Source organism: Micromonospora sp. NPDC049523, assembly GCF_040676775.1.
Lineage (GTDB): Bacteria > Actinomycetota > Actinomycetes > Mycobacteriales > Micromonosporaceae > Micromonospora_G.
Genome location: NZ_JBFAPP010000001.1, coordinates 266676 through 279791 on the forward strand (window position 1 = coordinate 266676; position 13116 = coordinate 279791).

A 13116-nucleotide genomic window follows, 5' to 3' on the forward strand; every position below is an offset into this window, starting at 1 on the left:
CCCTGCACGGGATACCCCGGTGCCCGTGCAGCCCCCGTTGACACCCCCAGTGGCAGACCCGGCGCGTGGTAATCATCTCTCGAACGACACCTGGCCATCCCACCATCGGCGAATGGCCTTCTCACCTGATTGATAGATTAATCGCTATGAGTCATGGTGGCGCTGATGGAGAGCGACCGGCTCCGACCCCGCCCGTCTCGCGCGAGCCCAGCGGTCATCAACTGCGGCTGTTCCTGGTGCTGGCCGAGGAGTTGCACTTCGGCCGCGCCGCCCGGCGCCTGTTCATGACGCAGCCGACGCTCAGCCAGCAGATCCGGGCGCTGGAACTGCGGCTCGGCGTCGACCTGCTCCAGCGGTCCTCCCGTCGGGTCGACCTCACCGCGGCGGGTCGCGCCCTGGTGCCCGAAGCACGGGAACTCCTGGCGTCCATGACCCGGCTACGGCGGGTCGCCGCCTCCTTCGCCCGGGAGGCCCGAGGGCACCTGCGAATCGGGGCGATCGGCGGTGAGGCATCCATGCCGTACACGATCGCCATCCTCACCGAACTGTCCGCCCGGCATCCCGCGGTCACCGTCGAACTGCAGGCCGTCGACTTCGTCGAACAGGTCGACGCCCTCGCCCAGGGGGAGATCGACGCCGCGTTCCTGCGCCCGCCGCTGCCGCCCGGCTTCCGGAGTCTGCACCTCGCCACCGAGCCCAGGGTCGCCTGCCTACCCGCCGACGACCCGCTGGTGGAGCGGGCACCACTCACCCTGGCCGACCTGGCCGACCACCTGGTGGTCGACGTCCCGCCGCAGGCACCCCGCACCTGGTGGGACCACTGGGTGGTCAACCCCCGTCCCGACGGCACCCCGGTGCGGTTCGGCCCGCCGGTCGGGGACATCGAGGCGATGCTGCTGGCCGTCGCCCGAGGGCAGGGGATCACCTTCCTCCCCGCCGCGGCTCGCGACCTCTACCCTCGTCCCGGCATCGCCTACGTCGACGTCACCGACCTGCCGATGTCCACCGCGGCACTCACCTGGCTCTCCCACGACGGTGACCGCCCCGCCCTCACCGCCCTGCTCCAGGCGGCGCGCGCCGTGCTCCGGCGCGGTGCGGAAGAAGTCTGACCGGCGACCTGCCGGGGAGGCGGAGCGGCAGCTACACCTCGGCGTCGACCGGCTGTTCGAAGGAGATGTGGGCGAAGGCGAAGTCGGTCGCCAGTTCGCCCTGGCGCAGGCGCAGCTCGGTCAGGTCCCGGCCGAGCTGCTCGCGCGCGTACAGCACCGGCTCGTCGTTGCCGAGTCGCTTGAGTTGTTCGCCGATCGCCGCCGCGGCCAGGTCCTCGGCGAGCTTGCCGGGGTCGACGCCGCAGGAGAAGCCGTGCTGCCAGACCCGGACCCGTTCGAAGAAGAACTGGTCGGCGCGCACCTCCAGCCAGGCCCAGCCTTCGGCCGGACCGTCTGCCCAGCTCACGTGCAGGCTACGGATGATCGGGTCGAAGACCTGACGGCTGGCGTACGCGTCGACGGCGGCGGAACGGGCGACCGCGCCGAGGTCGTTGACGTACCCGCTGCGGCCGTCGGGGAGCCGGCCAATGATGTCCCGGTAGGTCTGCGGCGCCGGGTCGGCCGGGTCGCCGTCGTCCGCTGCGCCGCCGGCCCCGAAGGCGCGGGCGTCGAGCACGTAGTCGACGATCCGGCGCCCGTTGCCGCCGTCGCCGAGCGTCGGCGACTCGATCCGCAGCAGTTGCAGGCCGATCGCGGCGCAGACGGCGTTGGTCATCCGGTCGTCCCGGCTGGCCTCGGGGCCACGGCCGACCGTCGTGCTCAGTTCGACCGCGAAGCTGGGCGCGACGCTGCGCTGGTCACCGACGACAAACGCGAATTGCGTACGGATCGCGGAGCTCCACTGGTGCGCGGTGATGCCCGGCGGACGACGGCGAGTGATCTGGCTGAGCTTCCAGTCCGGCTGCACCACGCAGCCGCCCCGCTCGAACGCTTCCCCGCGGGCGACGCGGGCCGCGTACTCGGCCGGTGGGAAGATCGGACGCAGCCACAAATCGTCGTCGATGCCGGTATCTACCATGAATGTCGATCCCAAATGTCGCAGCCGGGACGCCGTCCACCGCGGATCGGGTGGACAGCCGGTAACCATGCTAGAAATCTTCTCCCGTACGGCCGGCAGCAGGTTCGCAACCCGCCGAGCGGTCCCCGATCAGCCGGCCCCGAGCAGCTTCTTCGCGACCTTGCCCATGGCGTTGCGGGGCAACTGGTCCACCAGGTGCACCTGACGCGGCCGCTTGTGTACGGACAACTGCCCGGCCACGAAGTCGATGAGCTGCTGACCGTCGACCCCGTCCGCGACCACGTACGCGGTGACCTGCTCGCCGAGATCGGCGTGCGGGGTGCCGACGACGGCTGCCTCTGCCACCGCCGGGTGCGCCAGCAGGGCGTCCTCCACCTCACCGGCCCCGATCCGGTAACCGCCGCTCTTGATCAGGTCGGTGGAGGCCCGGCCGACGATCCGGTGCCACCCGTCTGGCCCGATCACCGCCACGTCCCCGGTAGCGAACCACCCGTCCTCGCCGACCCCCGCCGTCCCCGCACCCGCCGTCCTCGCCGGCACCGCACCTGCCGTCCCCGCACCCGCCGTCCCCGCACCCGCCGTCCCCGCCGGCACCGCACCTGCCGACACCGCACCTGCCGGCACCGCACCTGCCCGGGGCAGCGGATCACCGTCGGCGCGCAGGTAGCCGTCGAACAAGGTCGGCCCGCTCACCTGGAGTTCTCCGATGGACTCGCCGTCGGGCGGGAGGACGGCGCCGTTGTCGTCGACGAGCCGGGTCCGTACCCCGTTGACCGGCAGGCCGACCTGACCCGGACGCCGTTCGCCGGCCGCCCGACCACTGACCGTGATCAGGGTTTCGGTCATCCCGTACCGCTCCAGCGGCGGTTGTCCGGCGAGGGCGGCGAGCCGGTGGAAGACCGGCACCGGCAGGGCCGCGCTGCCGGAGACCAGCAGCCGGGCCGAGCGCAGCGCCCGAGCGGCACTCTCGTCGGCACTGATCCGGGACCAGACCGTCGGTACGCCGAAGTAGAGCGTGCCGCCGGCTGCCGCGTACGCCTCCGGGGTTGGTCTGCCCGTGTGCACCAGCCGGGAGCCGAGTCGAAGCGGCCCGAGCACCCCGAGCACCAACCCGTGTACGTGGAACAGCGGCAGCCCGTGCACCAGCGTGTCGTCGGGCGTCCACTGCCAGGCGTCGGCAAGCGCGTCCAGGTCGGCGGCGATGGCCGCGCGGCTGATCAGGGCGCCCTTCGGCGGCCCGGTGGTGCCGCTGGTGTAGAGCACCAGCGCGGCCTGATCCGGCGCCGGTTCTGGGTACCGGGTGTACGACCGGGTGCTCCGCCCGATCGGCAGCACCGCCGGACGCGGCGCCCCGTCTGGCAGGGCGGCCAGCAGGTCGGGTTGTTCGGTGAGGACCAGGTCGGCGCGCGAGTCGCGGAGCAGGTGGGCGAGTTCGGCCGGACCGGAGTCCGGCGGCAGCGGCACCACCGGCACGCCGCTGATCAGCCCGGCGAGGACCCCGACGACGGTTTCGACGGTCGGGGTGGCGTGTACGGCCACCATCCGCGCGCCCCGGATGTCGTCGGCGACCGCCGTCGCCCAGCCGATCAGCTCGTGCCGGGACAGCCCGCGCCCGGCGACCACGAGCGCGCCGGAGTCGTCGGACGTTTCCGTGAGCAGCGCGTCCAGCAGCACCGACCGACACTCCTCGCCGCTTCGACTGACGGTGGTACGGACAGTCGGCGGGTGGTCCCCGACTGTGCATCGCCGCAGCCAGGTGGGATGGGCAACTGGCAAGAGCGTAGTCCACGTCCGAGGGCCCTGGCCGTATCAGCGGAGTCGGGGCAGGAGTTGCAGGGCAACGTCCAAGGCACGGCCGCCGCCTGTGCCGCCACCCTCGGCGTCCCACACCTCGGACAGCATGCAGAGCACGAAGCCCCAGGCCAGGACCCGTTCCACCGGTAGCGCCAGACCGTCGGCGAGCTGTTCGACCCGAGCGGGGACGAGGGCGAGCAGGTTGTCGTCGCGGAGGGCCGGATCCGGGTTGTAGAGCCACGGGCCGACCTCCGATCCGGGGTCGCCGACCACGCCGTGCGGGTCGATGGCCAGCCACGGTTCCCGGTCGGCGCTCAGGATGTTGTCGTGGTGCAGGTCGCCGTGGAGTACGACCCGTTCGGTGGCACTGGCGCACAACTCGTCGAAGAGCCGCCCGGCCCGTTCCACCAGAAGCCGGGGCAGTACCCGGTCGTCCGGGTACCGCCGCAGGTGGGCCGCGAACGCCTCACCACGCGTCACCAGTTCGGGCAGCGGGCAGTCGGCCGGCGGGGGCCGGTGCAGTCGCCGGGTCAGCGTGATGAACGCGGCGGTCGCCTCCTCGTCCCGTTCGGGTACGAGCACCCTGGCCTGCGTACCCGGGGCGGCTCGTTCCAGCAGCAGCGCCCCTCGGTCGGCGTCCCGGTCGAGCAGGCGTACGGCACCGCGCCCGTCGAAGCAGGTCAGCGCCGCCGCCTCGTGGAAGAGGTGGTCGGACTCCGGCACCCCGAGCTTCAGCACCGAGGGTGTTCCGTCGGCCGTGGTGGCCGGGGCGACCCAGTTGAAACTGAGCACGTACGGCTCGCCGACGTCGAGGTCCCAGGCGTGGGTGATCGTTGTGACGAGTGACGGCAGCTCGTCGAGCCAGCGCTGGCCCGCCTCGCCCCAGGCTTCGCTGACGTTGCGCCGGAACACCGCTGGGATGGTCATATCGCGGAACATGCCGCAAATCCTGCCAGTGCGCTGTCGGCGAGCGCCCCTGTCCGGACCGACGTCGAGTGTGGACCTTACCGTTCGGACCAGCGCAGGGCTTGTTTCCTCGATGTTCAATCCGTAACCTGCCGATTAAACATCCGATGCCTGTCGGGCACCTTACTGTCATTAGTCCGCTTTTATCCACCAACCGATAACCACCACCACTTAGTACCTCGGATGATTCCGGAGGCCCCGTTGACACACCACCCCCGAAGAAGACGACTTGTCCCCCGTACGCTGCTCGCTGGCGTACTGGCCGCGGCTGTTGCCGTACCCGTGCCCGCCTTTGCCGGGTCGACGCCGCTGGCGGCCCCGGAGACCGGCCCCGCCGCGGCCGGCGCCGACCCCCTGACCCTCTGGTACGACGAACCGGCCGCCGACTGGGAGACCCAGGCGCTGCCGATCGGCAACGGCGCGCTCGGCGGCATGATCTTCGGCCGGGTCGCGAACGAGACCGTGCAGTTCAACGAGAAGACCCTGTGGACCGGCGGACCGGGCGCGCCCGGTTACAACTTCGGCAACTGGACCTCGCCCCGGCCGAACGCGATCGCCGACATCCAGGCGCTGATCAACCAGAACGGGCGCATCTCCCCGCAGGAGGTGGCGAACAAGCTCGGCCAGCCCAAGAGCAGCTTCGGCTCCTACCAGAGCTTCGGTGACCTGTCGCTGCGGCTGACCGAGGACCCGGGCGCGGTCCAGGAATACCGTCGCGAGCTGAACATCGGCACCGCGCTCGCCAAGGTCTCCTACGTCGACGAGGGTGTCCGCTACACCCGCGAGTATTTCGCCAGCAACCCGGACAACGTGCTGGTGGTCAAGCTCAGCGCCGACCAGCCCGGCAAAATCGGCTTCACCGCCGGGGTGACCGCGGCGAACAACCGCTCGAAGACGACCACCGCCACCGGCGGCCGGATCACCTTCGCCGGGGCGCTCAACGACAACAAGCTCAAGTACGAGTCGCAGATCCAGGTCGACAACGACGGCGGTACGCGTACCGACGGCACCGACGGCACGGTCACCGTGGCCGGCGCCAACTCGGCCACCCTGGTCCTCGCGGCCGGCACCGACTACGCCGGTCAGTACCCCACCTACCGGGGCACCGACCCGCACGCGGCGGTCACCGGTCGGGTCGACACCGCCTCGGCGAAGTCGTACGCGGAGCTGCTCGCCGCCCACCAGGCCGACTACAAGGCCCTGTTCGACCGGGTCAACCTCGACCTCGGCCAGGTGATGCCGAACATCCCGACCGACGAGCTGCTCAGCGGCTACGACAAGGGCAACGCCGCCGCGGACCGCGCACTGGAGAGTCTCTTCTTCCAGTACGGCCGCTACCTGCTGGTCGCCTCGTCGCGGGGCGGCTCGCTGCCGGCGAACCTCCAGGGCGTGTGGAACAACTCCACCAACCCGCCCTGGGACGCGGACTACCACGTCAACATCAACCTCCAGATGAACTACTGGCCGGCCGAGGTCACGAACCTCTCCGAAACCACCGCCCCGCTGTTCGACTACGTCGACGCGATGGTGGCGCCGGGCAAGGTCACCGCCCAGCAGATCTACGGTAACCGCGGCTGGGTGGTCAACAACGAGACGAACCCGTGGGGCTTCACCGGCCTGCACAACTACCCGCAGTCGTTCTGGTTCCCGGAGGCGGGCGCCTGGCTGGCACAGTCGTACTTCCAGCACTACCAGTTCACCAAGGACGAAAAGTTCCTGCGTGAGCGGGCCTACCCGATGATGAAGGAACTGGCCCAGTTCTGGATGGACGAGCTGGTCGTCGACCCGCGCGACGGCAAGCTGGTGGTCTCCCCCAGCTACTCGCCGGAGAACGGTGACTTCACCGCCGGTGCGTCGATGTCGCAGCAGATCGTCTGGGACCTGTTCACCAACACCATCGAGGCCGGCAACATCCTCGGTGGCGACGGCGCGTTCCGCAACGAGGTCAAGGCCGCGCTGGCGAACCTCGACCCGGGCATCCGCGTCGGCTCGTGGGGTCAACTCCAGGAGTGGAAGCTCGACCTGGACAGCCCGACCGACACCCACCGGCACGTGTCGCACCTGTTCGCCCTGCACCCGGGCTCGCAGATCTCCCCCACCAAGAACCCGGAGATCGCCGAGGCGGCCAAGGTGTCGCTGACCGCGCGCGGCGACGGCGGCACCGGCTGGAGCAAGGCCTGGAAAATCAACTTCTGGGCCCGGCTGCTGGACGGCGACCACTCGCACAAGATGCTGAGCGAGCAGCTCAAGGGCAGCACCCTGGCGAACCTGTGGGACACCCACCCGCCGTTCCAGATCGACGGCAACTTCGGTGCCACCTCCGGCATGGCCGAGATGCTGTTGCAGAGCCAAACTGGTGAGATCCAGGTCCTGCCTGCCCTGCCGAGCAAGTGGGCCAACGGCTCCGTCAGCGGCCTGCGGGCCCAGGGCGACAACACCGTGGACGTACGCTGGTCCGGCGGTGCCGCCGACGAGATCAAGGTGACCACCGGTCGTGCCGGCAAGGTGAGCCTGCGCAACTCGATGTTCACCGGCCCGTACACGCTGGTGGACGCGGCCAGCGGACGGAAGATCACCACCACCGGTGGCGGCGAGAAGATCACCTTCGAGGCCGTCAAGGGCCACACCTACGTGGCCACCTCCCAGGTCGACATCAACATCGCCGCGCCGGCCACCCTGGAGGTCGGCCAGACCGCGCCGGTCACCGTCACCATCAAGGCATCGGGTACGACCACAGTCCCGGCCTCCACGGTCAAGCTCGCCGTGCCGGAAGGCTGGACCGTACGGCCCGGCCAGATCGCCACCCCGAAGCTCCGCCCCGGAGACTCGCAGGTCTACACGTTCACGGTCGCACCGACCCGGGAAGCCGAACCCGGCCCCTCCCGGATCGAGGCACGCCTGATCAACGACGCCTGGCGGGCCACCGCCAGCACCTCGATCGCCCTGCCGATCCCGCCGCCGTGCGACGTGCCGAACCCGGCCAACCCGCTCGTCGCGTGGGACCCAAGCTCGGGCAACACCATCGCAGACCGCTCCCCCAACGGGCGTACCGCGACGGTCCAGACCGGAGCCGAGTACGTCGCCGCCGGCCCGACCGGCAGCGCGCTGGCGCTCAACGGCCAGCGTTACCTGCGTACGACCCCGACGACGCTCGGCTACCTGAACACGGCCACGTTCGCGGCCGAGGTGAAGGTGACGACAACCGGTAGCTACCGCCGGCTGTTCGACTCCCAGCCGGGCGGCAACCCGGGCACCGACGGGGTGTTGATCGACCTGACGCCGAGCAACCAGGTCCGCTTCATCGGCGCCGGCAACGGCGTGACCACCACGGCGACCCTGCCCACCGGCCGGTTCCTCGACCTGGTCATCACGATGGCCGACGACGGTGCGATCACGGTCTACGTCGACGGCCAGGTGGCCGGTACGGCGAAGGTCCCGGACGGCGGCATCATCGGCTGCGCCACCCGTGAGCTGCGGTTCGCCGCAGACCAGGACGGCGGCCAGCGGCTGACCGGTGAACTCGACCGGGTGGCCATCTTCCCGACGGCACTCCCCGCTGACCAGGTGGTCGGCTGGCAGGCTCGCGCCTTCGGCTAACCACCACCAGCACCAGCAGTACGCACACAGGGCTCCTGCCGACTCCCGTACCGGGAGCCGGCAGGAGCCCTCAGCCGTTCGCTCACGTTTTTAGGCCGTCCTTTAGTGGACGGCCCTGCAATAGCCCAGGCGCCGACTATGCACATGCCGGACATCACCGGCGCGGACGGCACGCCGAGCCCGCTTCGAATGTTCTGCGCGGCCGGCACCCGGCCAATCAGCAGGATCAGGGCACCGATAGCTACCAAGAGTCCCGTACCGATATCAGCCGAGATCCACGGCCAAATCGGCCTAATGTAGCAGTAATAGCGACCCGGGGCTCATCTGTTAGGCGGGCGACCATGTGTTCGGTAGCATCCTTCTGCACGAACTGACCCCGCAGCCTCTTTCTGCTCAAGCCATCAATTCCCGCATCACCCATCCTCGCAAAGGTCAAAAATTGCTAACTGAAGGGCGCATCGCGAAGGTACGTAAGATCGACCAGGACCAGGCACGCGTTTACGTAGACTTTTTGGCTGGACTTACAGGGTATCTCACAGGCCACATCGACGAGAATTGGTCCGTGGGAGACATCCTCTTCTGCAAAGAGGGAAATCGACCGGAAAAAGTCAGCAATGACTTGTGGCCAGAGGCGACCGAGGTCGGCATCATCAAGAGCGCCACAGATACACGCGCCGTCATTGAGATTGACGGAAAACTTCGGTCATATCCTCAGCGAAGTAAGTCCCCCTTCCTCAAGGGGCAGACCGTCGAGATAGAGTCGACCGGTCAACCTGGGGAGATTCTTTCAGATAAGCCAATCGATCGGCTAGGAATTAGCGATCGCGAGGGCTTCGATATAGATTCGCTTATTGTGCATCCAGACGACAACGACACCACACTCGAAGATTTCGGCGGCGCGACCCATCTAGTCAAACGCGCAGCAGATCTTGTCAGAGTCGCCTTAGATCCCCTTGATCGAATCAAGAGAATCGGAGCCAAGCCCATCAAGGGAATACTATTCACCGGTCCCTCGGGCACAGGAAAGACGCACCTAGCAAAAGGGTTGGCAAACGAGACAGAGGCGACCTTCTACAACATCGGCGGACCCGTGATAGTAGACCAATTCGTGGGGCAGAGCGAGAAGAGACTACGCGACATTTTTGAACATGCCGAGCAAAACCGGCCCGCCATCCTGTTCTTCGACGAAATCGACAGTCTCTACACCCAACGCGGCAAGGGCAATCACGAGGCAACGAACCGACTAGTAGGGCAATTCCTCTCGCTCCTAGACGGATTCACTCCTTTCCATCGGGTAATTGTCATTGCCACCACAAACCTGCCCGGATCACTCGATGATGCCCTACTCCGCCCCGGCCGACTCGGACACAAACTGGTGTTCACTACACCTGACGCGGGCAACCGGCTCGCGATTCTTGAAGCATCATCAAGGAACATCAAATTCTCCGAGCATCCAAATCTCAGGACGATTGCCGAGCAAACGCACGGCTGGAGTGCCGCCGATCTTTCAGCCATCTGGACGGAAGCAGCCATCCTTGCCGCGCTCGACCGTCGTGAAATGCTATGCGCCGAAGACGTCCACGAAGCCTTGCCTAGAGTTCAACGGATAACTTCTCGCAACGAAATGAGCGAACCACAGCCATGATATTTGGCAGCCGAAGGCGCCGCGACCGTGAATGGCGAAGGCAACGGCGCGAGTTCGTCTACCTTGACGAAGTAAGCGTAACAAGCCTCGTCGCCGCACGAGATGGATCAATCGCAGAGACCATATCAGACACACTTACTCGATCCAGCGAAGTGGAGTCCAAGACGACGGCGGGACTCTCACTGAAAGGCTCCACTCTGGGCACGGAATCACGTGTCCGCGCAGCAGACTCCTCTAGCAGAGAAGTTGTCCGGCGCGCCGTTATTCAAAGCACATTCCGCGACTTGCGAACCGGAGGAAATGACGACATATACCTCGTTAGCGACGGCCACCCAGGAACAACCTCTCGTATACCCAAGATAAGCACAATCGCTGAACTCAAGAAAGCCACACGAAAACTAAGGAAGAATCGGGCACTACTGCCGGTTAACGCGATCAACCGTGGCGATGTTCTTGAGCTTGAAATCACGCTCAAGCCAGACAAGACTTATCAGCTCGTAACCGCAATCTCGTCGATCATCGAAATCGTTAGAGGCCGCGAAGCGATTTTCGGCATAGACGATACAGCCTATGAACAAATCGTCCCCGTCGTCGAGATCATCGATAGCCTCCTAGTGGGCCTGGTTCCCATCTGGGGAACCAGCACGAGGTACGTCGTACTCAACATCGATGGGCACGATCATATAATCGATCGCGCGGCCCTTGCTTCGGATAGCGAGATCACGCAACTAGTCCGACCCCTAGAGGTGGTAGGTGTAACCGAGTTCAAGTCCTACTGGAAAGATCTCAGACGGGTCCTCTTCAATGACTCTACCTACACCGCCTATGTGCGAGTAGAGGCACCGGTTCTCCGAGATGAGTGGAACCCGGTGAAACTCACAGACGTGCTCAGAACCGTCTCCATGGACATCGACTCTCTGATCAAGGAACTACCCGACGCCTTCGAGACCCCACAAAAGCAAGAAAGTCCGAGACAACGACTCACTGCAGACTTCGCACAACATTTGATTGACTTCGGGACATCCGTGGGCACTGCCGCCGGAGTCGAGGTCGACCAGGAAAAGCTACAGACCACAGCCATAGTGGCAGCAGCGAATCTGGACTTGCTAGGCGACGTAGATGCCCGACGACACATATTTGACCTCATAGTTAATGCAGTCGCCCCTGATATTGATCGCGAAACTGTCCGCTATCATCGCGATTCTAGTATCAAGAAATTGGTAGCCGACGCAGACATACCTCCTAGTTCTCCAGTCAGTCCCCAGGCGGCATCCCAAGAACCAGGCCGTAAGCTCGAAGTCGAATTCGTCGCCATCTATTGGTGATAGTCGATTAGACGTGTCCGTGCACAGGAAGGCGCCCACATGGCGAATAGGTCCTTGGACGTTGGAGTCAAGCATAGCGGGATCTTCATCCATTCAGAAAACGAAAGTGCACCATTCGTGGTAGGGACCCTTTGGCTCGACGAGAACCGCGGAGTAATCGCTGAGATCCCCTATATCTCGTCTGCGTCAGATCAGTTCGAAACCCCAACTCGCTGGTTTCGAGTACGAAAGCCACCAGCAAATTTGGTTTTTCGTACAGAGGATCTGGAAATATCATTGTTCGGATGCACGTTTTCCCGCGCGATGAGCGGGTCTCACCTCAATATTGGTGGGCTACGCGCCAGGGAAGCCGTGCTCCACGAACGGATCGGCGAGATCGATGATCCGCTCACGATCTCAGTCCTTGGCTCACAGATGGATGGACTTGCGGATTGGACTCGCCTCTCCTCCGTCAGTTGGGGCTCCGAATGGATACAGGACGAGCACGGCGGACGTCGACGGCTCAACTACACGATAGAACGGCAGGACGGCCTCACTTGGTATCAGGGCGAGGCTCGCATGACGCTAACCAGCCACTGGGGGCCGAATGATGACACGCGAAGTGGGATTCACCTAGACGACGTTGTCGTGCTGCTAAGCAAATTTCGGACGCCTCGCCCAGTCGCCGATCACCTTGCCGAACATCGAAAGTTCCGCGACCTTCTCTCGCTGATTTACGGGACGGGTGCCCACTTCAGGAAGCATGAAATACGAGACAGGGGATTCCCGTTCCAGACTCTTGATGGCAAGATTCACGGCGCCGAAAATCACCAAGTAATATGCGCGGCAACCATCCAGGATCATTACAGGCCAGAATCATCAAGAAACGCACATAACTTCCCTATCCTGAGCATAAGTGACGTCTCTTCATCAACCCTTTCCGAGTGGGCAATGAGGTACCACGACTGGAGGAGACTCATCCTTCCCGTAGCAGGGGTTCTACGCCGATCGGGGCTGCTAGTAGAAGAGATCGTAATTAACACCTCAATGAGCATCGAGGCAATCGGCCAGAAGCTGGGCAGAATGCCCAACGAACAGGCCACGTACGGGAGCGGTGCAAACAGACCAACGACAGCCACTTACTACTATCGCACGGCCAGAGCTGTTGGTTTGGACACTTCCCCAATTTCTTGCCCTGATGCAGAGTTGTCGCGGGCACTCGCCGACATTTACAACACCATCAAACACCCAGACAGGGGTGACTTTCCCAATCCGATAGTTACGCATTTCGCGGGCCGTATCATGCTACTCCTTGCACGACTTGCCCTTATGAAGCTACTGCTTCCAGACGGGGCAGCGGTAGATCGATTCGTGAAATCATGGACGGTTCGGCGGGTGTTCGAAGACATGGAAAGGAATAGTGTGACCGTCGATGCGAGCGGGCGATTTGTCGTAGTCGAGCCTTGAGTGTGATGAATCGCCTACGGAATCGTTCGACAATACCTGGCACCGCCGGAGGTAGTCGCAGCTCGCGATGGCGCGCCGTGTTTAGCCGCGCTCGAACGTCCCCGACTTGACCGATCCAACGAAGGAACGCCACACCGCCCGATCGAACGCCAGAATTGGTCCGCGCGGACGCTTGCTATCGCGTACGCGGACGACCTTGGGAAGGTTGTCCGCCACCTCGACACAATCGCCAGATGATCCCGATCGAGTGCTTTTGCGCCACACTGTCATGCCGGC

General features: G+C 65.1%; 9 protein-coding genes. 5 read left to right on the plus strand and 4 right to left on the minus strand.

Annotated elements, in window-relative coordinates; translation table 11 throughout:
• Positions 1-146 precede the first annotated feature (146 nt).
• Entirely contained in the window at positions 147-1109 is a 963-nt protein-coding gene (locus tag AB0J90_RS01170; protein ID WP_363590850.1) for a LysR family transcriptional regulator, read from the plus strand.
• 31 nt (positions 1110-1140) lie between these two features.
• Here AB0J90_RS01170 and AB0J90_RS01175 read toward each other — a convergent pair whose 3' ends face one another.
• The 3 genes from AB0J90_RS01175 to AB0J90_RS01185 all read right to left on the minus strand — a co-directional run bounded on the left by AB0J90_RS01175 (position 1141) and on the right by AB0J90_RS01185 (position 4788).
• A complete protein-coding gene (locus AB0J90_RS01175) occupies positions 1141-2067 on the minus strand; it encodes a DUF2726 domain-containing protein (RefSeq protein WP_363590852.1) in 927 nt (308 codons plus the stop codon).
• 129 nt (positions 2068-2196) lie between these two features.
• Complete coding sequence (locus tag AB0J90_RS01180) at positions 2197-3741, minus strand: acyl-CoA synthetase (RefSeq protein ID WP_363590854.1); 1545 nt, start codon at positions 3739-3741, stop codon at positions 2197-2199.
• 135 nt (positions 3742-3876) lie between these two features.
• Positions 3877-4788 carry an aminoglycoside phosphotransferase family protein gene (locus tag AB0J90_RS01185; protein WP_363590856.1) on the minus strand — a complete coding sequence of 304 codons (912 nt, stop codon included), beginning with the start codon at positions 4786-4788 and terminating at the stop codon, positions 3877-3879.
• A 240-nt stretch (positions 4789-5028) separates the two neighbouring features.
• Here AB0J90_RS01185 and AB0J90_RS01190 point away from each other — a divergent pair, with 240 nt between their 5' ends.
• The 4 genes from AB0J90_RS01190 to AB0J90_RS01205 all read left to right on the plus strand — a co-directional run bounded on the left by AB0J90_RS01190 (position 5029) and on the right by AB0J90_RS01205 (position 12840).
• Positions 5029-8424 carry a glycoside hydrolase N-terminal domain-containing protein gene (locus AB0J90_RS01190; RefSeq protein WP_363590858.1) on the plus strand — a complete coding sequence of 1132 codons (3396 nt, stop codon included), beginning with the start codon at positions 5029-5031 and terminating at the stop codon, positions 8422-8424.
• 343 nt (positions 8425-8767) lie between these two features.
• On the plus strand, positions 8768-10069 hold the full coding sequence (locus AB0J90_RS01195) for an AAA family ATPase (RefSeq protein ID WP_363590860.1): 1302 nt from the start codon (positions 8768-8770) through the stop codon (positions 10067-10069).
• A 152-nt stretch (positions 10070-10221) separates the two neighbouring features.
• A complete protein-coding gene (locus AB0J90_RS01200; protein ID WP_363590862.1) occupies positions 10222-11394 on the plus strand; it encodes a hypothetical protein in 1173 nt (390 codons plus the stop codon).
• Between the two features lie 39 nt (positions 11395-11433).
• Positions 11434-12840, plus strand: a complete 1407-nt coding sequence (locus AB0J90_RS01205) for a hypothetical protein (RefSeq protein ID WP_363590864.1) — start codon at positions 11434-11436, stop codon at positions 12838-12840.
• 81 nt (positions 12841-12921) lie between these two features.
• Here the strand turns inward: AB0J90_RS01205 and AB0J90_RS01210 are convergent, their stop codons facing one another.
• A complete protein-coding gene (locus AB0J90_RS01210; RefSeq protein WP_363590866.1) occupies positions 12922-13110 on the minus strand; it encodes a DUF397 domain-containing protein in 189 nt (62 codons plus the stop codon).
• Between the last annotated feature and the right edge of the window lie 6 nt (positions 13111-13116).

Coding starts and splice junctions, on each gene's coding strand:
- AB0J90_RS01210 (WP_363590866.1), bottom strand. CDS start 13,110: ATGACAGTGTGGCGCAAAAGCACTCGATCGGGATCATCTGGCGATTGT.
- AB0J90_RS01170 (WP_363590850.1), top strand. CDS start 147: ATGAGTCATGGTGGCGCTGATGGAGAGCGACCGGCTCCGACCCCGCCC.
- AB0J90_RS01205 (WP_363590864.1), top strand. CDS start 11,434: ATGGCGAATAGGTCCTTGGACGTTGGAGTCAAGCATAGCGGGATCTTC.
- AB0J90_RS01185 (WP_363590856.1), bottom strand. CDS start 4,788: ATGACCATCCCAGCGGTGTTCCGGCGCAACGTCAGCGAAGCCTGGGGC.
- AB0J90_RS01175 (WP_363590852.1), bottom strand. CDS start 2,067: ATGGTAGATACCGGCATCGACGACGATTTGTGGCTGCGTCCGATCTTC.